This window comes from Thiomonas sp. DCM-2, assembly GCF_056820905.1.
The window spans coordinates 207,055-230,853 of record NZ_CM165962.1; the positions used below are offsets into that span (position 1 = coordinate 207,055).

Annotated in this window: 25 protein-coding genes and 1 pseudogene; 20 read left to right on the top strand and 6 right to left on the bottom strand. The window is 63.7% G+C overall.

Features of this window, described 5'->3' with window-relative positions; genetic code table 11:
- Window positions 1-4: 4 nt before the first annotated feature.
- The 14 genes from fusA to AC1ZQA_RS01060 all read left to right on the top strand — a co-directional run bounded on the left by fusA (window position 5) and on the right by AC1ZQA_RS01060 (window position 10,326).
- On the top strand, window positions 5-2,110 hold the full coding sequence (gene fusA, locus AC1ZQA_RS00995; protein WP_482677988.1) for an elongation factor G: 2,106 nt from the start codon (window positions 5-7) through the stop codon (window positions 2,108-2,110).
- Between the two features lie 38 nt (window positions 2,111-2,148).
- Window positions 2,149-3,339, top strand: a complete 1,191-nt coding sequence (gene tuf, locus AC1ZQA_RS01000) for an elongation factor Tu (protein ID WP_482677737.1) — start codon at window positions 2,149-2,151, stop codon at window positions 3,337-3,339.
- A gap of 62 nt (window positions 3,340-3,401) precedes the next feature.
- A complete protein-coding gene (gene rpsJ / locus AC1ZQA_RS01005; RefSeq protein ID WP_055449832.1) occupies window positions 3,402-3,713 on the top strand; it encodes a 30S ribosomal protein S10 in 312 nt (103 codons plus the stop codon).
- 180 nt (window positions 3,714-3,893) lie between these two features.
- Window positions 3,894-4,556: a 50S ribosomal protein L3 gene (gene rplC, locus AC1ZQA_RS01010; RefSeq protein WP_482677989.1), complete on the top strand. Its 663-nt coding sequence runs from the start codon at window positions 3,894-3,896 to the stop codon at window positions 4,554-4,556.
- Window positions 4,556-5,176: a 50S ribosomal protein L4 gene (gene rplD, locus AC1ZQA_RS01015; protein WP_482677990.1), complete on the top strand. Its 621-nt coding sequence runs from the start codon at window positions 4,556-4,558 to the stop codon at window positions 5,174-5,176. The genes rplC and rplD overlap by 1 nt, the downstream gene beginning before the upstream one ends.
- A complete protein-coding gene (rplW, locus tag AC1ZQA_RS01020; RefSeq protein ID WP_482677991.1) occupies window positions 5,173-5,487 on the top strand; it encodes a 50S ribosomal protein L23 in 315 nt (104 codons plus the stop codon). The genes rplD and rplW overlap by 4 nt, the downstream gene beginning before the upstream one ends.
- The gene (gene rplB, locus AC1ZQA_RS01025) at window positions 5,488-6,312 is read left to right on the top strand and encodes a 50S ribosomal protein L2 (RefSeq protein ID WP_482677992.1); all 825 of its coding nucleotides are present in this window, start codon (window positions 5,488-5,490) and stop codon (window positions 6,310-6,312) included.
- A 10-nt stretch (window positions 6,313-6,322) separates the two neighbouring features.
- Window positions 6,323-6,598, top strand: coding sequence for a 30S ribosomal protein S19 (rpsS, locus tag AC1ZQA_RS01030; protein ID WP_055449837.1), 276 nt, complete (start codon window positions 6,323-6,325; stop codon window positions 6,596-6,598).
- A gap of 9 nt (window positions 6,599-6,607) precedes the next feature.
- Window positions 6,608-6,937 carry a 50S ribosomal protein L22 gene (gene rplV, locus AC1ZQA_RS01035; RefSeq protein ID WP_482677993.1) on the top strand — a complete coding sequence of 110 codons (330 nt, stop codon included), beginning with the start codon at window positions 6,608-6,610 and terminating at the stop codon, window positions 6,935-6,937.
- Window positions 6,938-6,944: 7 nt separating this feature from the next.
- A complete protein-coding gene (gene rpsC, locus AC1ZQA_RS01040; RefSeq protein ID WP_482677994.1) occupies window positions 6,945-7,790 on the top strand; it encodes a 30S ribosomal protein S3 in 846 nt (281 codons plus the stop codon).
- Between the two features lie 11 nt (window positions 7,791-7,801).
- Window positions 7,802-8,218 carry a 50S ribosomal protein L16 gene (gene rplP / locus AC1ZQA_RS01045; protein ID WP_482677995.1) on the top strand — a complete coding sequence of 139 codons (417 nt, stop codon included), beginning with the start codon at window positions 7,802-7,804 and terminating at the stop codon, window positions 8,216-8,218.
- Between the two features lie 10 nt (window positions 8,219-8,228).
- The gene (gene rpmC / locus AC1ZQA_RS01050; protein ID WP_482677996.1) at window positions 8,229-8,435 is read left to right on the top strand and encodes a 50S ribosomal protein L29; all 207 of its coding nucleotides are present in this window, start codon (window positions 8,229-8,231) and stop codon (window positions 8,433-8,435) included.
- 3 nt (window positions 8,436-8,438) lie between these two features.
- Complete coding sequence (gene rpsQ, locus AC1ZQA_RS01055; RefSeq protein WP_482677997.1) at window positions 8,439-8,705, top strand: 30S ribosomal protein S17; 267 nt, start codon at window positions 8,439-8,441, stop codon at window positions 8,703-8,705.
- A gap of 307 nt (window positions 8,706-9,012) precedes the next feature.
- Window positions 9,013-10,326 carry a Glu/Leu/Phe/Val family dehydrogenase gene (locus AC1ZQA_RS01060; protein WP_482677998.1) on the top strand — a complete coding sequence of 438 codons (1,314 nt, stop codon included), beginning with the start codon at window positions 9,013-9,015 and terminating at the stop codon, window positions 10,324-10,326.
- Between the two features lie 32 nt (window positions 10,327-10,358).
- Here the strand turns inward: AC1ZQA_RS01060 and rarD are convergent, their stop codons facing one another.
- The 6 genes from rarD to AC1ZQA_RS01090 all read right to left on the bottom strand — a co-directional run bounded on the left by rarD (window position 10,359) and on the right by AC1ZQA_RS01090 (window position 16,917).
- Window positions 10,359-11,285, bottom strand: coding sequence for an EamA family transporter RarD (gene rarD, locus AC1ZQA_RS01065; protein WP_482677999.1), 927 nt, complete (start codon window positions 11,283-11,285; stop codon window positions 10,359-10,361).
- Between the two features lie 99 nt (window positions 11,286-11,384).
- The gene (gene ychF / locus AC1ZQA_RS01070; RefSeq protein ID WP_482678000.1) at window positions 11,385-12,476 is read right to left on the bottom strand and encodes a redox-regulated ATPase YchF; all 1,092 of its coding nucleotides are present in this window, start codon (window positions 12,474-12,476) and stop codon (window positions 11,385-11,387) included.
- A gap of 61 nt (window positions 12,477-12,537) precedes the next feature.
- Window positions 12,538-13,626, bottom strand: coding sequence for a carbohydrate porin (locus AC1ZQA_RS01075; RefSeq protein ID WP_482678001.1), 1,089 nt, complete (start codon window positions 13,624-13,626; stop codon window positions 12,538-12,540).
- Between the two features lie 91 nt (window positions 13,627-13,717).
- The gene (locus AC1ZQA_RS01080) at window positions 13,718-14,446 is read right to left on the bottom strand and encodes an ABC transporter ATP-binding protein (protein WP_482678002.1); all 729 of its coding nucleotides are present in this window, start codon (window positions 14,444-14,446) and stop codon (window positions 13,718-13,720) included.
- Window positions 14,447-14,455: 9 nt separating this feature from the next.
- The gene (locus AC1ZQA_RS01085) at window positions 14,456-15,658 is read right to left on the bottom strand and encodes an ABC transporter permease (RefSeq protein WP_482678003.1); all 1,203 of its coding nucleotides are present in this window, start codon (window positions 15,656-15,658) and stop codon (window positions 14,456-14,458) included.
- Window positions 15,659-15,678: 20 nt separating this feature from the next.
- On the bottom strand, window positions 15,679-16,917 hold the full coding sequence (locus tag AC1ZQA_RS01090; RefSeq protein ID WP_482678004.1) for an efflux RND transporter periplasmic adaptor subunit: 1,239 nt from the start codon (window positions 16,915-16,917) through the stop codon (window positions 15,679-15,681).
- Between the two features lie 474 nt (window positions 16,918-17,391).
- Here AC1ZQA_RS01090 and AC1ZQA_RS01095 point away from each other — a divergent pair, with 474 nt between their 5' ends.
- From AC1ZQA_RS01095 to AC1ZQA_RS01120, 6 genes and pseudogenes are all read left to right on the top strand, one after another.
- Entirely contained in the window at window positions 17,392-18,522 is a 1,131-nt protein-coding gene (locus AC1ZQA_RS01095) for a 3-deoxy-7-phosphoheptulonate synthase (protein WP_482678005.1), read from the top strand.
- 33 nt (window positions 18,523-18,555) lie between these two features.
- Window positions 18,556-18,747, top strand: coding sequence for a 4-oxalocrotonate tautomerase (locus AC1ZQA_RS01100; RefSeq protein WP_482678006.1), 192 nt, complete (start codon window positions 18,556-18,558; stop codon window positions 18,745-18,747).
- Between the two features lie 121 nt (window positions 18,748-18,868).
- On the top strand, window positions 18,869-20,623 hold the full coding sequence (gcl, locus tag AC1ZQA_RS01105) for a glyoxylate carboligase (RefSeq protein WP_482678007.1): 1,755 nt from the start codon (window positions 18,869-18,871) through the stop codon (window positions 20,621-20,623).
- A gap of 3 nt (window positions 20,624-20,626) precedes the next feature.
- A complete protein-coding gene (gene hyi / locus AC1ZQA_RS01110; protein WP_482678008.1) occupies window positions 20,627-21,400 on the top strand; it encodes a hydroxypyruvate isomerase in 774 nt (257 codons plus the stop codon).
- Between the two features lie 21 nt (window positions 21,401-21,421).
- Window positions 21,422-22,321: pseudogene (locus AC1ZQA_RS01115) on the top strand (2-hydroxy-3-oxopropionate reductase); the annotation flags it as partial.
- A 22-nt stretch (window positions 22,322-22,343) separates the two neighbouring features.
- Window positions 22,344-23,657: a glycerate kinase type-2 family protein gene (locus tag AC1ZQA_RS01120; RefSeq protein WP_482678009.1), complete on the top strand. Its 1,314-nt coding sequence runs from the start codon at window positions 22,344-22,346 to the stop codon at window positions 23,655-23,657.
- Window positions 23,658-23,799: the final 142 nt, after the last annotated feature.

A 23,799-nucleotide genomic window follows, 5' to 3' on the forward strand; every position in this document is an offset into this window, starting at 1 on the left:
CATCATGGCACGAATCACTCCGATTGAGCGTTATAGAAACATCGGTATCTCTGCGCACATCGACGCTGGCAAGACCACGACGACTGAGCGCATCCTGTTCTACACCGGCGTCAATCACAAAATTGGCGAGGTGCATGACGGCGCGGCCACGATGGACTGGATGGAGCAGGAGCAGGAGCGCGGAATTACCATCACTTCGGCTGCGACAACGTGCTTCTGGAAGGGCATGGACCGGTCTCTGCCTGATCACCGCATCAACATCATCGATACCCCCGGTCACGTTGACTTCACCATTGAAGTCGAGCGTTCCATGCGGGTGCTCGACGGTGCCTGCATGGTGTATTGCGCCGTGGGTGGCGTGCAGCCGCAGTCGGAAACCGTTTGGCGCCAGGCCAACAAATACAAGGTTCCTCGGCTGGCCTTCGTCAACAAGATGGACCGTACCGGCGCCAATTTTTTCAAGGTCTATGAGCAGATGCGCACGCGCCTGAAGGCGAATCCTGTGCCCATCGTTGTGCCCATCGGGGCTGAAGAAAACTTCAAAGGGGTGGTCGACCTGATCAAGATGAAGGCCATCATTTGGGATGAAGCCTCTCAGGGGATGAAGTTCAGCTACGAAGACATCCCTGCCGACTTGGTGGAAACCTGCAAGGAATGGCGCGAGAAGATGGTCGAGGCAGCGGCCGAGTCCAGCGAGGAACTGATGAATCAGTACCTGGAGACGGGTGAGCTGAGCGAGGCGGAAATCAAGCAGGGGTTGCGCGCAAGGACGATCGCGAGCGAAATTCAGCCCATGCTTTGCGGGACTGCATTCAAGAACAAGGGTGTGCAGCGCATGCTGGACGCCGTGATCGAGTTCATGCCCTCACCCGTGGATATTCCGCCAGTCATGGGGCACGACGAGGATGAAAAGGAAGTCGTCCGCAAGGCAGATGACAACGAAAAGTTCTCCGCCCTCGCATTCAAGTTGATGACGGACCCCTATGTCGGTCAGCTGACCTTCATTCGTGTGTATTCGGGAGTGCTCGCGTCCGGTGACACGGTGTACAACCCGATCAAGGGAAAGAAGGAACGGATTGGCCGACTGCTGCAGATGCACGCGAACAACCGGGAAGAAATCAAGGAAGTGCGCGCGGGCGATATTGCCGCGGCGGTTGGCCTGAAAGAGGTCACGACCGGCGAAACCCTGTGCAGCCCGGATGCGATAGTGACTCTGGAAAAGATGGTGTTCCCCGAGCCCGTGATTGCGCAGGCTGTGGAGCCCAAGACGAAGGCCGACCAAGAGAAGATGGGGCTGGCTTTGCAGCGTCTCGCGCAGGAGGATCCCTCCTTCCGCGTCAAGACGGATGAGGAGTCTGGTCAGACCATCATTTCCGGCATGGGCGAGTTGCACCTTGAAATCATTGTCGACCGCATGAAGCGCGAGTTCGGCGTGGAGGCCAATGTCGGCAAGCCGCAGGTTGCCTATCGTGAGACGATTCGCAAGGCAGTGGACAATGCCGAAGGCAAGTTCGTGCGTCAATCGGGCGGCAAGGGCCAGTACGGCCACGTTGTTCTCAAGGTGGAGCCAAACGAAGTCGGCAAGGGTTTTGAGTTTGTGGACGCCATCAAGGGCGGCGTGGTCCCTCGCGAATACATTCCTGCCGTCCAGAAGGGCATTGAAGAGTCCTTGAATGCGGGCGTGCTCGCGGGTTATCCCGTTGTGGATGTCAAGGTCACGCTGCACTTCGGTTCCTATCACGATGTGGATTCGTCCGAGCAGGCATTCAAGATCGCCGCCTCGATGGGCTTCAAGGAAGGGTGTCGCAAGGCGAATCCTGTGATTCTCGAGCCGATGATGGCTGTTGAGGTTGAAACCCCCGAAGACTATGCAGGCAACGTGATGGGCGACTTGTCCTCTCGCCGTGGCATGGTGCAGGGCATGGAAGACATGCCGGGTGGCGGCAAGGCGATCAAGGCCGAAGTGCCTCTTTCGGAAATGTTCGGCTACTCCACGACGCTGCGTTCCATGTCCCAAGGGCGTGCAACCTACTCGATGGAATTCAAGCACTACGCAGAAGCGCCGAAGAATGTGGCGGATGCCATCATCAGCGCGCGAGCAAGCAAGTAATCAATCCACATCAACCGAATTCAAAGAAGGAAACCATCATGGCGAAGGAAAAGTTTGAGCGGACCAAGCCGCACGTCAACGTGGGCACGATTGGTCACGTCGATCACGGCAAGACCACGCTGACGGCGGCCATCACCACCGTGCTGTCGGCCAAGTATGGCGGTTCGGCCAAGAAGTACGACGAGATCGACGCAGCACCCGAAGAAAAGGCCCGCGGCATCACCATCAACACCGCCCACGTCGAATACGAGACCGCCACCCGGCACTACGCCCACGTCGACTGCCCCGGCCACGCCGACTACGTCAAGAACATGATCACCGGTGCGGCCCAGATGGACGGTGCCATCCTCGTCGTCTCCGCCGCCGACGGCCCCATGCCCCAGACCCGCGAGCACATCCTGCTCGCCCGTCAGGTCGGCGTGCCCTACATCATCGTCTTCCTCAACAAGTGCGACATGGTCGACGACGCCGAGCTGCTCGAACTCGTTGAAATGGAAGTGCGCGAACTCCTCTCCAAGTACGACTTCCCCGGCGACGACACCCCCATCATCAAAGGCTCGGCCAAGCTCGCCCTCGAAGGCGACAAGGGCGACCTCGGCGAACAAGCCATCTTCCGCCTGGCCGACGCCCTCGACAGCTACATCCCCACGCCCGAGCGTGCCGTGGACGGCGCCTTCCTCATGCCCGTTGAAGACGTCTTCTCCATCTCCGGCCGTGGCACCGTGGTGACCGGGCGCATCGAGCGCGGCATCATCAAGGTCGGCGAAGAAATCGAAATTGTCGGCATCCGTCCCACCCAGAAGACCACCTGCACCGGCGTCGAGATGTTCCGCAAGCTGCTCGACCAAGGCCAGGCCGGCGACAACGTCGGCATTCTGCTGCGTGGCACCAAGCGCGAAGACGTCGAGCGCGGCCAGGTGCTGTGCAAGCCCGGCAGCGTCAAGCCCCACACCCACTTCACCGCCGAGATCTACGTCCTCTCGAAGGACGAAGGCGGCCGCCACACCCCCTTCTTCAACAACTACCGTCCCCAGTTCTACTTCCGCACCACCGACGTCACCGGCGCAGTGGAACTGCCCAAGGACAAGGAAATGGTCATGCCCGGCGACAACGTCAGCATCACCGTCAAGCTCATCGCCCCGATCGCGATGGAAGAAGGTCTGCGCTTCGCCATCCGTGAAGGCGGTCGCACCGTCGGCGCCGGTGTGGTGGCGAAGATCATCGAATAAATTCGTCCAACGGAACCGGTCGGCGCCTGGTGCGCCGACTTTCGCTCTTTGAAGAGAACATCATGCAAAACCAAAAAATTCGTATTCGTCTGAAGGCGTTTGACTACAAGCTGATCGACCAGTCTGCGATGGAAATCGTCGATACCGCCAAGCGCACGGGCGCAATCGTCAAGGGCCCGGTGCCCATGCCGACACGCCTGCAGCGTTTCGACATCCTGCGTTCCCCGCACGTCAACAAGACATCGCGTGACCAGCTCGAAATTCGTACCCACCTGCGTCTGATGGATATCGTCGACCCGACCGACAAAACGGTCGATGCGCTGATGAAGCTCGATCTGCCCGCTGGGGTTGATGTGGAAATCAAGCTGCAATGATTCAAGCGTCTTGCTGCGGCAAGACGCTTGGTGTATGATTTAAAGATTTCCCTCTTCGGAGGGCATGCGAGAATGCTGCGATAAGGCGGCAAATCGAGCGGCAAAAGCGCGCTGCAGAATCTTGCAGTTGCACTGACTAACTTACGGGCTTGGCCAATCGTAGCCAGGCAGGAGAAAACAATGAGCTCACATTCAATGGGCCTTGTCACGCGCAAGGTCGGAATGACGCGTGTGTTCACCGATGATGGGGAATCCATCGCCGTCACCGTGCTGGATGCGTCCGGCAACCGGGTGTCGCAGGTGCGCACACACGATGTGGATGGCTACAGCGCCGTCCAGATCGCTTTTGGTTCGCGCAAGCCGTCACGCCTGACCAAGGGTCAGGCAGGTCACCTGGCCAAGGCGGGTGTGGAGCCGGCTGAAATCCTCAAGGAATTTGATCTGCCTGCAGACAAGGCGGCCAACTTCGCTCCGGGTGCTGTTGTTCCTGCCACCCTTTTCCAGGTTGGGCAGATGGTGGATGCGCAAGGGGTGTCGATCGGCAAGGGCTTTGCCGGTTCGATCAAGCGTCACAACTTCTCTTCCAACCGTGCATCGCACGGCAACTCGGTCACGACGCGTGCGCCGGGTTCCATCGGCATGGCGCAGGATCCGGGTCGCGTTTTCCCTGGCAAGCGCATGGCGGGCCAGATGGGCAACGAGACGGTCACTGTGCAAAACCTGGAAGTTGTGCGCATCGATGAGGCGCGCCAACTCATTCTGGTCAAGGGGGCTGTGCCTGGTTCGCGCTCCGGCTTTGTGTTTCTGCGTCCCGCGGTCAAGGCTGCGGCAGGAGGTCAGTGATGCAGCTCGATTTCATCAATGCGCAGGGCCAGCCTGCCGAAAAATTTGAAGTCAGCCCGGAGGTATTCGGGCGCGATTTCAACGAAGATCTGGTTCACCAGATCGTCATTGCCTATCAGGCCAATGCGCGTCTGGGCAATCGTGCGCAAAAGGATCGTGCTGTGGTCAAGCACTCCACGCGCAAGCCCTGGAAGCAAAAAGGAACGGGCCGTGCGCGTGCGGGGATGACGTCTTCCCCTCTGTGGCGTGGGGGCGGAAAGATTTTCCCGAATTCGCCTGACGAAAACTTCACGCACAAGGTCAACAAGAAGGCCTACCGAGCTGGCATGCGTTCGCTGTTCTCGCAGCTGGCACGTGAAGGCCGTCTGGTGGTGGTCGACTCGTTCACCGTTGAGGCGCCAAAGACCAAATTGGTGGCCGAGAAGTGCAAGGCCATGGGCTTTGAGTCGGTGATGATCATTGCGGACGGCGCAGATGAAAATCTGTTTCTCGCCGCGCGCAATCTGCCCAATGTGCTCGTTGTCGAGCCGCGTTATGCCGATCCGCTGTCCCTCCTGTTCTACAAGAAGGTCGTGATGACCAAAGGCGCGGTCAGCCAACTGCAGGAGATGCTGTCATGAAGCAAGCTGTGATCAATCCCCAGCGTCTGATGCAGGTCTTGAGTGCGCCGGTCATTTCCGAAAAGGCCACCATGGTTGCGGAAAAGCGCAATCAGGTCGTTTTCCGCGTGATGCGTGATGCCACCAAGCCCGAAATCAAGGCCGCTGTCGAGCTGATGTTCAAGGTGGACGTCGAGTCGGTGCAGATCAGCAACCTCAAAGGCAAGGTCAAGCGCACCGCGCGCGGGGCCGGCCGCCGCAATCATGTCAAAAAGGCCTATGTCTGCCTGAAGGCTGGACAAGAGCTGAACTTCGCGCAGGAGGGTGTCTAAATGCCCGTCGTCAAAGTCAAGCCGACCTCGGCAGGCCGCCGTGCGGTCGTCAAGGTCACGCATCCGCATCTGTACAAGGGTGAGCCTGAGCGTTCCTTGCTCGAGCCCCAGTTCCAGAAGGCGGGTCGCAACAACAACGGTCACATCACCACCCGCCATCGCGGTGGTGGTCACAAGCACCACTATCGCGTGGTCGATTTCCGCCGCGACAAGGATGGCATTCCAGCCAAGGTCGAGCGGATCGAATACGACCCGAACCGTACGGCGCACATCGCCCTGGTTTGCTACGCGGATGGCGAGCGTCGCTACATCATCGCGCCGCGCAATCTGGAAGTGGGCGCCACGCTGATGAGCGGTGCCGAGGCGCCGATTCGTGCTGGCAACACCCTGCCGATCCGCAACATTCCGGTGGGCTCGACCATCCATTGCATCGAAATGCAGCCGGGCAAGGGTGCGCAGATCGCGCGTTCCGCGGGTGCTTCGGCCGTGCTGCTGGCCCGCGAAGGCATTCATGCTCAGGTGCGCATGCGCTCCGGTGAAGTGCGTCGCATTCACATCGACTGCCGCGCCACGCTGGGCGAGGTCAGCAACGAAGAGCACAATCTGCGCCAGTACGGCAAGGCCGGTGCAATCCGCTGGCAAGGCATTCGTCCGACGGTTCGTGGTGTGGCCATGAACCCGGTCGATCACCCCCACGGCGGTGGTGAAGGCAAGACGGGTGAAGGCCGCGTGGCGGTCAGCCCGTGGGGCACGCCGACCAAGGGTTACCGCACCCGCAACAACAAGCGCACGCAGAGCATGATCGTGTCGCGTCGTAAGAAGTAAGGGATAGCACATGGCTCGCTCACTCAAAAAAGGTCCGTTCTGCGACCAGCATCTGCTGAAGAAGGTTGAAGCTGCGGTCAGCACCAAGGACAAGCGCCCGGTGAAAACCTGGTCGCGTCGTTCCACCATCCTGCCCGAATTCATCGGTCTGACGATTGCCGTGCACAACGGCAAACAGCATGTCCCGGTCTATGTGTCCGATCAGATGGTCGGACACAAGCTTGGCGAATTCGCGCTGACGCGGACATTCAAAGGACACCCCGCCGATAAAAAGGCGAAGAAGTAAGGCAGACACATGGAAACTCGTGCAACCCTACGCGGCGTTCGCCTCTCGGCCCAAAAAGGTCGACTGGTGGCGGACCTGATCCGCGGCAAAAAAGTGGACTCCGCTCTGAACATCCTGGAGTTCTCGCCCAAGAAGGCATCGGGCATCATCAAGAAAGTGCTGGAGTCGGCGATTGCCAACGCCGAGCACAACGATGGCGCCGATGTGGACGAACTGATGGTCACCAAGATCATGGTCGAAGAGGGCTCGACCCTCAAGCGCTTCAGTGCGCGCGCCAAGGGTCGTGGCAATCGCATCAGCAAGCCCACCTGCCATATCTACATTCAAGTCGGAAACTGAGAACGCTATGGGACAGAAAATTCATCCGACCGGTTTCCGTCTGGCCGTCACCCGTGGCTGGGCTTCGCGCTGGTATGCGCCGAGCACGCAGTATGCCAAGATGCTCAGCGAAGACATCATGGTGCGCGAGTACCTGAGCAAGCGTCTGAAGAACGCCTCGGTGTCGCGCGTGCTCATCGAGCGCCCTGCCAAGAATGCTCGCATCACGATCTACAGCGCACGTCCGGGCGTTGTGATCGGCAAGAAGGGCGAAGACATCGAAAACCTGAAGGCCGAGTTGGCCAAGCGCCTGGGTGTGCCAGTTGCTGTCGACATCGAAGAGGTGCGCAAGCCCGAAATCGATGCCCAATTGATCGCCGACTCCATCACCCAGCAGCTCGAAAAGCGCATCCAGTTCCGCCGCGCCATGAAGCGCGCCATGCAGAACGCCATGCGCATGGGCGCTCAGGGCATCAAGATCATGTCTTCTGGTCGTCTGAACGGCATCGAAATTGCACGACGTGAGTGGTACCGTGAAGGCCGTGTGCCGCTGCAGACTCTGCGTGCGAACATCGATTACGCCACCTCGGAAGCCAAGACCACATACGGGGTGATCGGGGTCAAGGTCTGGGTGTACAAGGGTGATACGCCTGCGAAGGGCGCACTGGTTCCGGCCAAGTCAGAGCCAGCTGCCCAGGAAGAGGATCGCCGCAATCGTCGCCCTGGTGCCGCTCGCCCCTCTGGAGCGCGTCGTGCTGCCCCCCGTCGTGACGAAGCGGCCGCGGCGCCTTCTGCCGATGGCGAAAAATCAGTTGCTGTGAAGCGTGTGCGTAAACCGGCCGGACCCAGCGGTACGCCGGGCGCAGGCGCTTAAGGAGAGAATTCATGCTACAACCCGCTCGTCGCAAATACCGCAAAGAGCAGAAGGGCCGCAATACCGGCCTCGCCACTCGCGGAGCCACCGTTGCATTTGGCGAATTCGGCCTGAAGGCCACGACTCGTGGCCGCATCACTGCGCGTCAGATCGAATCTGCGCGCCGCGCCATTTCACGTCACGTCAAGCGTGGCGGACGCATCTGGATCCGTGTCTTTCCGGACAAGCCGATTTCGATCAAGCCTGCCGAAGTGCGCATGGGGAACGGCAAGGGCAACCCCGAGTATTACGTCTCGGAAGTCCAGCCGGGCCGCGTGCTCTATGAAATCGAAGGTGTGCCAGAGGCCGTGGCGCGGGAGGCATTCGAGCTTGCCGCTGCCAAGCTGCCGTTCCGCACCATTTTTGTTTCGCGCCTGATCGGCGCATAAGGAGAGCGAATTGAAAACCTCCGCTCAACTCACCGAACTGCGCGCCAAGGATATTCCTGCGCTGCAGACCGAACTCGACAGTCTGTTGAAGGCCCATTTCAATCTGCGCATGCAGAAAGGGACTCAGCAGCTGCAGAACACGTCTCAACTGGGCAACACCAAGCGGGCGATCGCTCGGGTGCGCACCTTGATTCAAGAAAAGAAGGCCAAGGGTTAAGCCATGACGGAACAGAAGAAAGTCCAGCGCACGCTGGTTGGCCGCGTGGTCAGCGACAAGCGTCAGAAAACCGTGACCGTGTTGGTCGAACGTCGCATGCAACATCCCATCTATGGCAAGTTCATTGCGCGTTCCAAGAAGTACAGCGCGCATGACGAGAGTGGCCAGTACCACATGAACGATGTGGTTGAAATTGCGGAATCCCGCCCGATCTCCAAGACCAAGTCCTGGGTGGTCAGTCGCCTGATCACCAAGGGTCAGGTGATCTAAGGTTCCAGTGGTCTGAACCGCAGGTCTTGCCGACTCGCGTGAATGCGCGGGTGCAGGCAGGGCGCAACAACCCGCCGCCTGTTGATTCCGCATTTGCGGGTCGGCAGGGGCGGGTTTTTCTTTGCGCTGGGGCGGCGTGGTCAAGATTGCTTGCATGTCTTGCTTGTCCATACGGTCTCGGTGCGGGCAGGGTGGTTTGAGTGGACTACAGTGATGAGGCGCGGCGACATGCGCTTCGGTGCGGTGTTTCAGACCATGTGGGAGGGTCACGCCAAGCCGAATCACCACCAAGTTCACAGGAGACGACATGACGACAACCACCTTGTCCGATGCAGCGGGCCGCGATCCGGTCTGCACACTGTCCTACATCCACCCGAAGGCCGATAGCCCCTGGCTCACCTATCTGGCACAAGTCGATCGGGTCTTGCCGCATCTTGGCCCCCTGGCGCGCTGGGGCGAGACCCTCAAGCGGCCAAAACGTTCGCTGATCGTGGACGTGCCCATCGAAATGGACGACGGCTCCGTGCAGCATTTCGAGGGCTATCGCGTGCAGCACAATCTCTCGCGCGGGCCGGGCAAGGGCGGCGTGCGCTATCACCCCGACGTCACGCTCGAAGAAGTCATGGCGCTGTCGGCGTGGATGACCATCAAGAATGCGGCGGTCGGCTTGCCTTATGGAGGCGCCAAGGGTGGCATCCGGGTATCGCCTTCGAAGCTGTCACGCAAGGAACTGGAGCGACTGACACGGCGCTACACCAGTGAAATCGGCATCATCATCGGCCCGCAGCAGGACATTCCGGCGCCCGATGTCAATACCAACAGCCAGATCATGGCCTGGATGATGGACACGTACTCGATGAATGTCGGAGCGACGGCAACGGGTGTGGTCACCGGAAAGCCGATCCCACTGGGCGGCTCGCTGGGGCGGGTGAAGGCGACCGGACGTGGCGTGTTCGTGACCGGCAGCGAGGCACTGAGACGATTGAAGCTCGACAGGAAAGGGCTGCGCATCGCCGTGCAGGGCTTCGGCAATGTGGGAGGAACCGCAGCGGAGCTCTTTGCCCAGAGCGGATCGCTGATCGTCGCCGTGCAGGATCACACTGGCACCATTCTGAACGACAAGGGGATGGATGTCAGCGCGCTGCAGCGGCATGTTGCAGAGAAGGGGGGCGTGAGCGGCTTTCCCGGCGCACAAGCCGCGTCCAACGCGGATTTCTGGGCGGCGCCCTGCGATGTGCTGATTCCGGCTGCCCTTGAAGGACAGATCACTGCGGAGCGGGCGCGCAGCACCACGGCAAAGCTCATTCTGGAAGGCGCCAATGGCCCGACCCTGCCCGCAGCGGACGATGTTCTGGCCAGCCGGGGCATCCTCGTGGTGCCCGATGTCATCTGCAATGCGGGTGGCGTCACGGTGTCCTACTTCGAGTGGGTGCAGGATTTTTCCAGCTTCTTCTGGGACGAGGACGATATCAACGCGCGGCTGGACAAGATTCTGGGCAATGCGCTGGCCCGCGTCTGGGATACAGCCGATCAACTGCACGTCAGCCTGAGAACCGCGGCCTTTGTGGTGGCTTGCGAGCGGGTGCTGCAGGCGCGGGAAGAGCGGGGCCTGTATCCCTGATCGATCGGGTTCTGCGGCGGGCAGGCCTCCTGTCAGAGCCTGGAGGCGATGGCGTCTTCAGCCTTCAGCGGCGGCTGGGTGCCCGCCCGCGGCTTGTTCCAGGCGGTTCGCAGGCCGTCCAGCAGAAACACTGCAATTCCGGCCCAAACCAGCCCGAAACCGACGATCTTCGCGAGGGCGAACGGTTCGTGATACAGCCAGACACCCAAGGCCAGTTGCAGAGACGGCGTGATGTACTGCAGCACCCCAAGCAACGTCATGGACATGCGGCGCGCACCTGCCGCGAACAGCAGCAGCGGAACCGTGGTGATCGGTCCTGCCGCCACCAGGAGCCAGCGTGTGGACACCCCTGCCGTGGCAAACGCGTTCTGACCCTGCGCGCCGAGCCAATACAGATACAGCAGAGCCAGCGGGAACAGCACCGCGGTTTCCACCGCAAGGCCTTCGAGCGCGCCCAGTGGCGCCGTCTTGCGCAGCAGGGCATAACCGCCGAAGGTGAGCGCAAGGCTCAGGCTGATCCAGGGAACATGACCGACCTCAAGCGCCATCACCGTGACACCCATCGCCGCGATTCCCAGTGCCACCCATTGCAGAGCGCGCAAGCGTTCATGCAGCAACACCGAACCCAGCGCCACATTCACCAGCGGATTGATGTAGTAGCCCAGACTCGCATCCACGACATGATCGCTGTTGACCGCCCAGATATAGATGCCCCAGTTGCTCGACAGCAGCAGGGCACTCAGGGCGAAACGCGCAAGCACTGCAGGTTGTTCTCGCAGGATTTTCAGCCAGCTCCAGCGCTTGAGCGCCGCCAGCAGCAGGACCACCAAGAGAAGCGACCACACCATGCGGTGCGCGAGAATCTGCAATGACGGGATTTGCTCAAGTGCCTTGAAGTAGAGCGGAAACAGGCCCCAGATGACATAGGCCGCAAAAGCGTAGACAACGCCGGAATTCATGTGAACGGTTTTCTTATGGATGAATGATGCTCGCGCGGCCTCTCACGAAGCGGCGCGAAAGTCGTTCACTGTATCCGCGAATGCGTTTGTCTGCAGCGATCAGACGTTGAACAGGAAGTGCAGCACGTCGCCATCCTTCACGACGTAGTCCTTGCCTTCTGCGCGCATTTTCCCCGCATCCTTCGCACCCTGCTCGCCGCCGTAGCGGATGAAATCGTCGAAGGCGATGGTCTGCGCGCGGATGAAGCCGCGCTCGAAATCCGTGTGGATGACTGCGGCCGCCTGCGGTGCGGTGGCGCCGATGCGCACCGTCCAGGCGCGCACCTCCTTCACTCCTGCGGTGAAATAGGTCTGCAGGCCGAGCAGCTTGAACGCGGCGCGGATCAGGCGGTTCAGCCCCGGTTCTTCCAGGCCGAGATCGGTCAGGAAGGCCTGCTTTTCCTCGGGATCCAGCCCGGCGAGTTCGCTCTCCAGCTTGGCGCAGATGGCCACCACCGGCGCGTTTTCCTGCGCTGCATACTCGCGCAGGCGATCGAGGTGCGGGTTGTTCTCGAAGCCGTCTTCCATCACATTGCCGACGAACATGGCGGGCTTGGCAGTGATGAGGCAAAGCGGCGCGATCAGGGCGAGTTCCTCGGCACTCAAGCCCAGCGCGCGCACCGGGCGGGCTTCGTTGAGCGCAGGGATGATGCGCTCAAGCAGGTCGGCCACTCGCTTGGCGTCCTTGTCGCCCGAGCGGCCCTGCTTGTTCATGCGGTGCAGGCTCTTTTCCGCCGTGCCCAGATCGGCCAGGCAAAGCTCGGTCTGGATGACGGCAATGTCGGAAATCGGATCGACCCGCCCGGCGACGTGAATCACATTGGGATCTTCGAAACAGCGCACCACGTTGATGATGGCGTCGGTTTCACGGATGTGTGCAAGAAACTGGTTGCCCAGCCCTTCGCCCTGGCTGGCACCCGCGACCAGGCCGGCAATATCGACAAACTCCACCACGGCGGGCACCGTGCGTTGTGGCTTGACGATGGCGGCGAGCTGATCGAGCCGCGGGTCCGGTAGTTCCACGATGCCGGTGTTGGGTTCGATGGTGCAGAAGGGATAGTTTTCCGCCGGTATGGCGCTCTGGGTCAGCGCATTGAAAAGGGTGGACTTGCCCACGTTGGGCAGTCCGACGATGCCGCATTTGAGGCTCATGGTGTGTGGAGATAGGGGCGCGCGCACCGGGCGCGGAACCCGCCATTGTAGGTTGCCGACGCTACTGTTCGATGTGCACCCGCAGCCCCGCCACCCATTGCTGGCCGGGGCCGCCGCCTGGATGCTGAATGTGCTGGATGTCGGGCTGCAGATAGATGTGCGACGCGAGTTGCAGCGAATACACCGCTTCCGCCACGGTCTCGCTGGGCAGCGCCCGCAGGCGCGCCTGTGCGATGCCCAGGGTCAGCACGTCCGCTGGTCGCGCGGAGTGGATGCCAACAACACGAACACCCGCGCCGACATAAGCCTGCACCGGGTTGGATGCCGCCGGGCTCCAGCCGCCCTGCAGGAAGGCGGCCCAATTGCGCCGGGCCGGATCCTTCCAGCGCCACTCGTTCACGACATACAGCCCGCCACTGTCGGCGCCATACGCGGGGTTGCTCTGCCGCAGATGCCAGGCCCCGAGTTTCAGGGTGCCGGCGGGGTCTTCGGCGCCACTCCAGGTATGGTCGGCCTCGGCGACCCACAACATGCCGCGGCGCAGCACGCCTGTCATGCCGGGCGGGTCGCCCTGCCAGACGCCAGCCTGCGCAGACCAGTCGGCGCCCAGGTTGAGCCCGCCCATCAGCCCCAGACCGGGATTGGGGAAGGTGGCGATGTTGGCATTCGAGGTCAGTGTGGGGGCGATGCCGAACGACGCGTTGTGCAGATGGCCGGCCACCCCGGTGGTGTCGAAGGTGTTGTTCATGTCCATGATGCCGCCCTGCACAAACCCCGGGCCAAGCTGCTGACGGTAGCTCAGCTGGTACAGCCGCAGAAAATTGGGTGCCCAGAGATTGCTCGGCAACTGCACCGTGTTGGTGAGCGTCTGCAGATTGCCGTTGCTGCGCAGACCCATGAGCATGATGTCGAACTGGCCACCGCTCCACCAGCCGGCCTGCGCGGTGTCCAGCGTGGCTGCAGCCTGGAATGCCGCAATGGACACGGCCTGGCGCGCACCACTGCCGCCAACGACGCCAAGCGTCTCCGCATCGAGGTGCAGTGCGGTGCTCAGGCCCTTGCTCCAGGTCTGGCTCGGTGGCGTGATGGGGGCGGCAAATGGGGCCAGCTGCAGGTCCGGATCCGTGGTCTGTGACCGGGCGGGCGACATCAGGGCCGTGTGGATCAGGAGAGCAAGAGGGAGAGCACGAAAAAAAAGGCGCATCGCGGCAGCCACCAATAAGAATGACTCTTATTTGTGATTATGCCTGAGCCGGGTTGCTGCGATCCGCAACCAAGCGGCCATCGAGCAGTTCGAGCACGCGGTCGCAACGCGCGGCGATGCGTGGGTCGTGCGTCACCAGCAGCACGGCGCAGCCGAAGGTCTGGTTGAAGCGGCGAAACAGCGCGAACACCTCGTCGGCCGAGCGTGAATCAAGATTGCCGGTCGGCTCGTCCGCCAGCAGGATGGGCGGGCGGATCATCAGCGCGCGGGCGATGGCCACCCGCTGCTGCTGTCCGCCGGAGAGCTCTGTCGGGCGCTTGTGGGCGTGCATCGCCAGACCCACGGCGTCGAGCAGTTCGAGGGCGCGGTCGCGCGTGGCCCCATCGCGCGGCGCCCCGCCGAGCAACGCGGGCATCATCACGTTATCGAGCACGCTGAAGGCGTTGATGAGGTGATGGAACTGAAACACGAAGCCCAGGGTGCGGCCGCGCAGCGCGGTGAGCTCGGCGTCGTTCAAGGCGACTGTGGGCCGACCTTGCACATGGATTTCGCCGCCGCTGGGCGTATCGAGCAGACCGATGAGGTTGAGCAGCGTGCTCTTGCCCGAGCCCGATGGGCCGATGAGCGCGGCGAATTCGCCGCCATGCAGCGTCAGATCGATGCCGTGCAGCACTTCGACTTCGAGCGGCGTGCCCGCGCCATAGGCCTTGCGCAGGCCTTCCAGGTGCAGCACGGGGGGCGTGGACGGGGTTGCGGCGTTGGGCATCGGCGGCAATCAGACGGTGCGGATGGCTTCGACCGGATCGAGGTGTGATGCGCGCCGCGCCGGAGCGAATGCGGCAACAATGCCCGCCAGCGTGGCGATCAGCATGGCCTGCGGCACCAGCCACGGGCTGATGGTCACCGGGAACAATCGCGGCCCCGAGGTGTTGAACACATAGACCAGACTGACCCCCAGCAGAGCACCGATGGTGGAGCCGATCAGCCCCAGCACGCCGCCCTGGATGAGAAACACCGACATCATGCGCAGCCGTGTGGCACCCATGGCGCGCAGGATGCCGATTTCGCGGGTGCGCTGCACCACGCTGACCGCCAGCACACTGGCGATGCCCAGCGCCACCGACAGCGCAATCGACAGGCGGATGATGTTGGTCGAAAGCGATTGCGAGCGCAGCGCGTTGAGCAGCTGGCTGTTGGTCGTCATCCAGCTCTCGGCCTTGACGTCGAAGGTGTGGGCAATGCGCGCGGCAATGGCCTGCGCGCTGAACAGATCGTTCACGCTCAGATCGATTTCCGTGGTCGAGCCGGGCAGCCCCAGCAGGGTCTGCGCCTGCTGCAGGCCGAGGTAGACCTGGCGTTCGTCCACGTCCCGCACGCCGATGGTGAAAATGCCCGCGACGCGAAACGCCTGCGCCTGGCCAGCGGGGCCGGTCAGACGCAGGGTGTCGCCAACGCTCAGCCCGAGATCGGAGGCCAGCCGCGAGCCGATGAGGATTTTTTCCGCGCCCACGGCAAACTGCCCGGCGACGATGTCGGTGTTGATCGGAATGATGCGCACATAGCTCGACGGCTCGATGCCGAGGATGGCCACTGCCCGCACCGCATTGCCGCGCTGCGCAAATGCCGGGCCGGAGACCACGGGCGTGGCGGCCCTCACGTCCGGCATGTTGCGGATGGCATGGAGCACCGCAGCGGCATTGTCGATGCCGCGCAGCCGCTGCGGCCGGGGGTCGATCTGCGACAGGTACATCGTGTGGGATGCGGGAGGCGGGGTCAGCGGCACCAGATCCGGCGCCTTGACCACGATCTGCGGCTGACTGCCCAGCGTGCGGTTGACGATATTGCCCTGCAAGCCCGTGACCAGCGCGGTGATGAACACGATGACCGCCGAGCCCACGGCGATGCCGATGAGGATGAGCAGCGACTGCGCGCGGCCATCCCGCAGGAACTGCAGGGCGATATTCCAGGACAGACGCATGGGCGCAGCTGCTCGCAGGCTCAGCGGCCCGGCATGGGCAGATCGTTGCCTGACGCCGCAGCACTGGCCGCAGCGCTGGGCAGCGGCAGGACCTGCAGCCGCACCCGGGCGCCCGGCGTCACGCCACTGCTCGCCAGCACCGACTCTCCGGAGGTCAGGCCCGAGACCACCTGCGTCAGCGTCAGCCCCTGCAGCCCCAGCTTGACCTGCTGATCCTGCGCCCGACCGTTGCGCAGGACCAGCACCGAAGCCCGGTCGCCATTGACCTTGCGCAGCGCGTCGTTGGGCACGACCAGCGTGTTGCTCCGTTGCGCGGTGACGATGTCGGCCGACACCGTCATGTCCTGCTTGAGCCAGGACGGCGGCTCGGGCACGCGCAGGCGCACCTCCAGCGTGCCCGTGGTGCGATCGACCTGCGGCGCCAGAAAGCTCACCTGCGCCGCAAAGCTGCGGTCGGGATAGGCGTCCGCCACGCAACGCGCCTGCTGTCCGATCTGCAGATTGCCGATGCTCTGTTCGTTGACCGGCAGCAGGATTTCCGTGGCCCCGTCCATCGCCAGGGTGAACAGCGACTGGCCAGGTGTGACCGTGTCTCCGACCTCGACATTGCGCGCCAGCACCACGCCGGAAACCCCGGCGCGCACCACATTGCGCGCATTCACCGCACTGGCGGCGTTGAGTGCCGCCTCCAGCGCGCGCTGCTGCGCGCCGCCGGGCGCCACTGCGGCATACGCAGCCTGCGCGCTGTCGCGCTGCTGGCGGGCGTTGCGCAAGGCGGTCTGTGCCTGCTCGAGCTGTTGCGCCGAGCCGCCACCGGCGTCGAACACGCCCTGAGCGCGCTTGAAATCACGCTCGGCCTGCTCGAGCTGCACCCTGGCCTGCGCCAGGCCGGCGGCAGCCTGCGGGCGCGATTGTTCAACCAGTTGACGCAGCGCCGCGCGGGCCTGATCGAGCTGGGCAGAAGTCTGATCGGCCCGCAATTCCAGCAACACCTGCCCGGCCTTGACATGCGCGCCGCGATCGACCAGTCGCTTGACCACAGTACCGGTGATTTCACTCGCCACCTGCACCCGCGATGGCGTGATGACATAGCCCGTGGCCACCACGTTCTGCACCAGATTGCGGGTCTCGATCCTGTAGCCGGGCACGATGGGCGGGCGGCTGCGCCACCACAGAACGGCTGCGACGACGGCGAGCGCGAGCAGAACCCACGACAAGCGGGTCCAGAACGTTCGGGAAGATTTGGGTGGTGCAGACATCGGCGGCGTCGTGGAGGCTTCCCACACGCGGGGAGCAGGGTTGGTGGCCCAGGATCAGGCCATGCATCATAAACAGCCGATCTGTGTCTTTCGCTGCGCGGTTCGCAGGAACCCACGGCTGCCGTTGCGTTGCGACAATTCGTCACGCGTTTTGCGCGCAAATCGGCGGTTTGCTTGCCATGCGGCGGCCGTTCTGCTTCAATCGAGCTTTACAGACGCAGACAGCCATGACCGCAAACCGCTTCTATTTTTTTGGTTTCTGGTTTTTCTCGCACCGCACCGGCGGAGGGAGAGGCTGACGCGCAGCCCACAAATCCTCAAAAACCGCCGGCCCAGCCCGGCGGTTTTTTTTGGTCGGGCGATGGGCAACACGCGGTGCAAACCATCATGTTCGATTCCATCACAGCCCCAGACCTCCATGTTGCCGCCGCACAGTCGGCACGCCTGAATCCAACGCCAGCCGGAGAGCCCCCGATGCAGTCCAAATCCGCCGCAGACGCCTTGCACAAGCCGCAGGAAGACAAGACCTCCCGCACCGACAACGCGCGCATCAAGCACATCGTGCCGCTGCCGCCGCCAGATCACCTGATCCGCTTCTTTCCGATTGCCGACACGCCGGTCGAAACCCTGGTGGCCGACACACGCCAGGCGCTGCACCGCATCATCCACGGCGAGGACGACCGGCTGCTGCTGATCATCGGCCCCTGCTCGATCCACGACCCCAAGGCCGCGCTGGAGTACGCGCAGCGCCTGGCCGCGCTGCGCAGGCAGCACGCGGGCGAGCTGGAAATCGTCATGCGGGTGTATTTCGAAAAGCCCCGCACCACGGTGGGCTGGAAAGGGCTGATCAACGACCCGTATCTCGACGAGAGTTTCCGCATCGACGAAGGGCTGCGCATCGCACGCGAGCTGCTCATCGACATCAACCGCCTGGGCGTGCCGGCAGGCAGCGAATTCCTCGATGTGATCTCGCCGCAGTACATCGCCGATCTCATCTCCTGGGGCGCGATCGGTGCCCGCACGACGGAAAGCCAGGTGCACCGCGAGCTGGCTTCGGGACTGTCCGCGCCGATCGGCTTCAAGAACGGCACCGACGGCAGCCTGCGCATCGCCACCGATGCCATTCATGCTGCGCGTCGCCCGCACTCTTTTCTGTCGGTCCACAAGAACGGCCAGGTGGCCATTGTGCAGACCCGGGGCAACAAGGACACCCATGTGATTCTGCGCGGCGGCAAGACGCCGAACTACGACGCCGCCAGTGTGCGCGCCGCCTGCGCTGCGCTCGAAGACGCCAAGCTCGACTGCCGGCTGATGATCGACTGCTCGCATGCCAACAGCGCCAAGCAGCACATGCGCCAGCTCGACGTGGCCCGCGACATCGCCGCGCAGCTCGCTGCGGGCGAGCGCTGCATCTTCGGCGTGATGGCCGAGAGCCACCTGCATGGCGGAGCGCAGAAGTTCACCCCCGGCAAGGACGACCCGGCCAAGCTGACCTACGGCCAGAGCATCACCGACGCCTGCCTGCCGTGGGACGATTCGGTCGAACTGATGCAGGTGCTGGCCGACGGCGTGAAGGCGCGACGCAAGCACAAGTCGGCGAAGTAAGCTGTGTCCCTTGATTGATCCGCAGGAGAACCCATGCCCGCCATCCGCATCGACCTGTTCGAGGGTCGCAGCCCCGAGGTCAAGAAGCAACTGGTCGAGAACATCACCCAGGCCGTGGTCGACACGCTCAAGTGTTCGCCCGACGCGGTGGACATCATCCTCTTCGAGGTGCCCAAGTCGCACTGGGCCACGGGCGGCAAGCTGTGGAGCGAGCCACGCGATTAGTCGGTTAAAAGGATTTAATCATTCACTATTGAGTGGTATTAACAAAGAAATATCGCGCCAATAGACTGCCCTGAACGGCTCGTGCACCGCGCGAGCGAAGCAATTCTCAGGAGTGCAAGTCATGGCGAAAATGCGTGCGGTCGATGCCGCGGTGCTGGTGCTGGAAAAGGAAGGCGTGCATCAGGCCTTCGGTGTGCCCGGCGCGGCGATCAACCCGCTGTATTCCGCGCTGCGCAGCAACGGCCACATCGCGCATGTGCTGGCGCGCCATGTCGAGGCCGCATCGCACATGGCCGAGGGCTATACCCGCGCGGCACCCGGCAATATCGGCGTGTGCATCGGCACCTCCGGCCCGGCGGGAACCGACATGATCACCGGGCTATATTCGGCGATTGCCGATTCCATTCCCATTCTGTGCATCACCGGCCAGGCCCCACGCGCGCGGCTGTACAAGGAAGACTTCCAGGCGGTGGACATCGAAGCCATCGCCAAGCCGGTGTGCAAATGGGCGGTGACCGTGCGCGAACCCGCGCAGGTGCCACAGGTGTTCCAGCAGGCGTTTCACCTCATGCGCTCGGGCCGCCCCGGGCCGGTGCTGATCGACCTGCCGCTCGACGTGCAGCTCGCACAAATCGAGTTCGACCCCGACACCTACGCGCCGCTTGCGGTGTACAAGCCCGTGGCGACCCGCGCGCAGATCGAAAAGGCGCTCGACATGCTCGACGCCGCCGAGCGCCCGCTGATTGTCGCCGGTGGCGGCGTCATCAACGCCGACGCCAGCGATCTGCTGGTGCAGTTTGCCGAACTCACCGGCGTGCCGGTGATCCCGACGCTGATGGGCTGGGGCGCGATCGGCGACAGCCACCCGCTCATGGCCGGCATGGTCGGGCTGCAGACCTCGCACCGCGGCGGCAACGCCAACCTGCTCGCCTCCGATCTGGTGCTGGGCATCGGCAACCGCTGGGCCAACCGCCACACCGGCTCGCCCGAGGTCTACACCAAGGGGCGCAAGATCATCCATGTGGACATCGAGCCGACGCAGATCGGCCGGGTGTTCATGCCCGACTACGGCATCGTCTCCGACGCCAAAGCCGCGCTGGAACTCTTCATCGCGGTGGCGCGCGAACGCAAGGCCGCAGGGCGGCTCAAGGATCGCAGCGCCTGGGCGCGCGCCTGCCGGCAGCGCGTGCAGACCCTGCTGCGCAAATGGGACTACGACCAGATTCCGATCAAGCCGCACCGGGTGTACAAGGAGATGGTCGAGTTTTTCGACGCCGACACCCGCTATGTCACGACCATCGGCCTGTCGCAAATCGCCGCGGCGCAACTGCTCAAGGTGGAAAAGCCGCGGCACTGGATCAACGCCGGTCAGGCCGGGCCGCTGGGCTGGACCATGCCGGCAGCGCTGGGCGTCGTGGTGGCCGACCCGACCGCCGATGTGGTGGCGATTTCGGGCGACTACGACTTCCAGTTTCTGATCGAGGAGTTGGCCGTGGGCGCGCAGTTCAAGCTGCCTTACATCCACATCGTGGTCAACAATTCCTACCTCGGCCTGATCCGCCAGGGGCAGCGCCAGTTCGACATGGACTACTGCGTGCAACTGTCGTTCGAGAACGTCAACTCCCCTGAGGTGAACGGCTACGGCGTCGACTTCGTCAAGGTCACCGAAGGGTTGGGCTGCAAGGCCATCCGCGTGTTCGACCCGAACCAGATCCAGCCTGCGCTGGCGCAGGCGCGCAGGCTGATCAAGGAATACGCCGTTCCCGTGGTGGTCGAGATCATTCTGGAGCGCGTGACCAATATCGCGATGGGCGCCGAAATCGACGCCATCACCGAGTTCGACCCCGTCATCGACCTGCAACCCGCCCAAGTCTGAACCATGCCCAAATTCGCCGCCAACCTCACGATGCTTTTCACCGAAGCGCCGTTCATCGACCGCTTCGGCGCCGCCGCCCGCGCCGGCTTCAAGGCGGTGGAGTTTCTCTTTCCCTACGCTCACACCGCCCAGCAGGTGCGCAACGCCGCGCTGGAAGCCGGGGTGCAGATCGTGCTGCACAACCTGCCCGCGGGCGACTGGGACGCGGGCGAGCGCGGCATCGCCTGTCTGCCCGAGCGCGTGGCCGAATTCCGCGACGGCGTGGCGCTGGCGATCGACTACGCCAAGACGCTGGGCGTGACCCAGCTCAACTGCCTGGCGGGCAAGGCGCCTGCCGGCGCCGACCCCGCCGTGCTGCGCGCCACCCTGATCGACAACCTGCGCTACGCCGCCGGGCAGCTCGGCAGGCATGGCATCCGCCTGCTGATCGAGCCGATCAACACCTTCGACATTCCGGGCTTCTACCTCAACCACACGCAGCAGGCGATCGACCTCATCGACGCCGTCGGCAGCGACAACCTGTTCCTGCAGTACGACATCTACCACATGCAGCGCATGGAAGGCGAGCTCGCTGCGACGCTGCAAAAGCACCTGCCGCGCATCGCGCACGTGCAGCTGGCCGACAACCCCGGCCGCCACGAGCCGGGAACCGGCGAGATCAACTACCGCTTCCTGTTCGCGCATCTCGACCGCATCGGCTACGGCGGCTGGATCGGCTGCGAGTACAAACCCAAAACCACCACCACCGCGGGTCTGGGCTGGCTGGCCGCGGTGTAAACACAAACACAGACCCAAACGGAGATTCGCATGGCAACTCTTGGATTCATCGGCCTGGGCATCATGGGAGCGCCGATGGCGGGCCACCTGCTCGCAGGCGGGCACACCCTCTACGTCCACACCCGCAGCAAAGTGCCGCAGGCGCTGCTCGACGCCGGGGCCAGACCCTGCGCCAGCGGCGCGGAAGTCGCGCGGCAGGCCGAGGTCATTTTCACCATGGTGCCCGACACGCCCGATGTGCAGCAGGTGCTGTTTGGCGAAGGCGGCGTGGCGCAGGGGCTGAGCCCGGGCAAGATCGTGGTCGACATGAGCTCGATCGGGCCGATGGAAACCAAGGACTTCGCCCGCCGCATCAACGCGCTGGGGTGCGAGTACCTCGACGCCCCGGTGTCGGGCGGAGAAGTTGGCGCCAAGGCGGCCACACTCACCATCATGGTCGGCGGCAAGCAGGAGGTGTTCGACAAGGTGCTGCCGCTGTTTCAGTTGATGGGCAAGAACATCACCCTGGTCGGCGGCAATGGCGATGGCCAGACCTGCAAGGTCGCCAACCAGATCATCGTCGCGCTCAACATCCAGGCCGTGGCCGAGGCGCTGCTGTTTGCCAGCAAGGCCGGTGCCGACCCGGCCAAGGTGCGGCAGGCGCTGATGGGCGGATTTGCCGCGTCGCGCATTCTCGAGGTGCACGGCGAGCGCATGATCAAGCGCACCTTCCAGCCCGGCTTTCGCATCAATCTCCACCAGAAAGACCTGAACCTTGCGCTGTCCGGCGCGCGGCAGCTCGGCGTGGCGCTGCCCAATACTGCGGCGGCGCAGCAGCTCATGTCGGCCTGTGCCGCCAACGGCATGGACGCGCTCGACCATTCCGCGCTGTGCCGCGCGGTGGAATTGATGAGCCACCACACCATCGCGCCGGATGCGTGAGGGCGCTGCAGCCGATCCGCCCATGACCCTGCCCGACCCCGCGACCGAGCCGATCGCCTTTTTGCGCGCGCTGTTCGACCTGGCCGTGGCCCGTGCGCAGCCTGAGCGGGTGTTGCCCGCGCATCTGCCGTCGCCCCCCAAGGGGCGCACCCTGGTGCTCGGCGCGGGCAAAGCCAGCGGGGCGATGGCGCGGGCGCTCGAGCAGGCATGGCCGGCGGACGCGCCGCTGTCCGGGCTGGTGGTCACGCGCTACGGCTACGCCCCGCCCAAATGGCATGCGCAGCCGCGGCGCATCGAGCTGGTCGAAGCCGCGCATCCGGTGCCCGACGCTGCGGGAGAGGCCGCAGCGCGCCGCATGCTCGCGCTCGCCGCGAACCTCACGGCAGACGATCTGGTGATCGCGCTGATGTCCGGCGGCGGCTCGGCGCTGCTCGCGTTGCCTGCTGCGGGGCTGACGCTCGCCGACAAGCAGCGCATCAACCGCGAACTGCTGATGAGCGGCGCCACCATCGCCGAGATGAACTGCGTGCGCAAGCATCTGTCGGCGATCAAGGGCGGACGGCTGGCCGCAGCCTGCGCCCCGGCGCCCGTGCTCACGCTGCTGATTTCCGACGTGCCCGGAGACGACCCGGCGGTGATCGCCAGCGGCCCGACCGTCCCCGACCCGACGACCTGCGCCGATGCGCTGGCCATCCTCGATCGCTACCGCATCGACATTCCCGAGGCGGTTCGCGCCGCGCTGCACAGCGGCGCGCTCGAAACCCCCAAACCCGGCGATCCGGTCTTTGCCCGCAACCGCGTCGCACGCATCGCCACCCCGCGTCAGATGCTCCAGGCCGCAGCCGACGCCTGCGCGCAAGTGGGTCTGCCCGCGCACATCCTGGCCGACGACATGGAGGGCGAGTCGCGCGATATCGCGCTGGCGCATGCGGCGCTGGCCCGCTCGATCGGACGGCACGGCACGCCGTTTGCGCGTCCGTGCGTGCTGCTGTCGGGCGGCGAAACCACCGTGACCGTGGCCAAGGGCAGCACCCCGGGCAAGGGCGGCCGCGGCACCGAATTCCTGCTCGCGCTGGCGCTGGCGCTGGACGGCGAACCGAACGTGTTCGCCCTGGCTGGCGACACCGACGGCATCGACGGCAGCGAAGACAACGCTGGCGCGTGGATCGCCCCGGACACCCTGCACCGCGCCCGCGCCGCCGGTCTCAAGCCCCGCGCCATGCTCGATGGCCACGACGCCTACACCCTGTTTGCCGCAACCGGCGACCTGTTGGTCACCGGCCCGACCTACACCAATGTCAACGATTTCCGCGCGGTGCTGATCGGGCCCGGTTGATGCGGCACGCAACGGGCGAGGGCGGCGCCTCCCTCGCTCGACTTCCCATCGGGGAGAGGACGCGGCGTGGGGGTGTTTCGCGCATGACGCGCCGTGCCGTTCTTCCCAGCACAGCCGTGGGGCAGGCCGGGTGGGGGCAACC

Bases quoted from the DNA above. Each gene is read 5' to 3' on its own strand.
- fusA (WP_482677988.1), top strand. From the start codon at position 5: ATGGCACGAATCACTCCGATTGAGCGTTATAGAAACATCGGTATCTCT.
- tuf (WP_482677737.1), top strand. From the start codon at position 2,149: ATGGCGAAGGAAAAGTTTGAGCGGACCAAGCCGCACGTCAACGTGGGC.
- rpsJ (WP_055449832.1), top strand. From the start codon at position 3,402: ATGCAAAACCAAAAAATTCGTATTCGTCTGAAGGCGTTTGACTACAAG.
- rplC (WP_482677989.1), top strand. From the start codon at position 3,894: ATGAGCTCACATTCAATGGGCCTTGTCACGCGCAAGGTCGGAATGACG.
- rplD (WP_482677990.1), top strand. From the start codon at position 4,556: ATGCAGCTCGATTTCATCAATGCGCAGGGCCAGCCTGCCGAAAAATTT.
- rplW (WP_482677991.1), top strand. From the start codon at position 5,173: ATGAAGCAAGCTGTGATCAATCCCCAGCGTCTGATGCAGGTCTTGAGT.
- rplB (WP_482677992.1), top strand. From the start codon at position 5,488: ATGCCCGTCGTCAAAGTCAAGCCGACCTCGGCAGGCCGCCGTGCGGTC.
- rpsS (WP_055449837.1), top strand. From the start codon at position 6,323: ATGGCTCGCTCACTCAAAAAAGGTCCGTTCTGCGACCAGCATCTGCTG.
- rplV (WP_482677993.1), top strand. From the start codon at position 6,608: ATGGAAACTCGTGCAACCCTACGCGGCGTTCGCCTCTCGGCCCAAAAA.
- rpsC (WP_482677994.1), top strand. From the start codon at position 6,945: ATGGGACAGAAAATTCATCCGACCGGTTTCCGTCTGGCCGTCACCCGT.
- rplP (WP_482677995.1), top strand. From the start codon at position 7,802: ATGCTACAACCCGCTCGTCGCAAATACCGCAAAGAGCAGAAGGGCCGC.
- rpsQ (WP_482677997.1), top strand. From the start codon at position 8,439: ATGACGGAACAGAAGAAAGTCCAGCGCACGCTGGTTGGCCGCGTGGTC.
- AC1ZQA_RS01060 (WP_482677998.1), top strand. From the start codon at position 9,013: ATGACGACAACCACCTTGTCCGATGCAGCGGGCCGCGATCCGGTCTGC.
- rarD (WP_482677999.1), bottom strand. From the start codon at position 11,285: ATGAATTCCGGCGTTGTCTACGCTTTTGCGGCCTATGTCATCTGGGGC.
- ychF (WP_482678000.1), bottom strand. From the start codon at position 12,476: ATGAGCCTCAAATGCGGCATCGTCGGACTGCCCAACGTGGGCAAGTCC.
- AC1ZQA_RS01075 (WP_482678001.1), bottom strand. From the start codon at position 13,626: ATGTCGCCCGCCCGGTCACAGACCACGGATCCGGACCTGCAGCTGGCC.
- AC1ZQA_RS01080 (WP_482678002.1), bottom strand. From the start codon at position 14,446: ATGCCCAACGCCGCAACCCCGTCCACGCCCCCCGTGCTGCACCTGGAA.
- AC1ZQA_RS01085 (WP_482678003.1), bottom strand. From the start codon at position 15,658: ATGCGTCTGTCCTGGAATATCGCCCTGCAGTTCCTGCGGGATGGCCGC.
- AC1ZQA_RS01090 (WP_482678004.1), bottom strand. From the start codon at position 16,917: ATGTCTGCACCACCCAAATCTTCCCGAACGTTCTGGACCCGCTTGTCG.
- AC1ZQA_RS01095 (WP_482678005.1), top strand. From the start codon at position 17,392: ATGCAGTCCAAATCCGCCGCAGACGCCTTGCACAAGCCGCAGGAAGAC.
- AC1ZQA_RS01100 (WP_482678006.1), top strand. From the start codon at position 18,556: ATGCCCGCCATCCGCATCGACCTGTTCGAGGGTCGCAGCCCCGAGGTC.
- gcl (WP_482678007.1), top strand. From the start codon at position 18,869: ATGGCGAAAATGCGTGCGGTCGATGCCGCGGTGCTGGTGCTGGAAAAG.
- hyi (WP_482678008.1), top strand. From the start codon at position 20,627: ATGCCCAAATTCGCCGCCAACCTCACGATGCTTTTCACCGAAGCGCCG.
- AC1ZQA_RS01120 (WP_482678009.1), top strand. From the start codon at position 22,344: ATGACCCTGCCCGACCCCGCGACCGAGCCGATCGCCTTTTTGCGCGCG.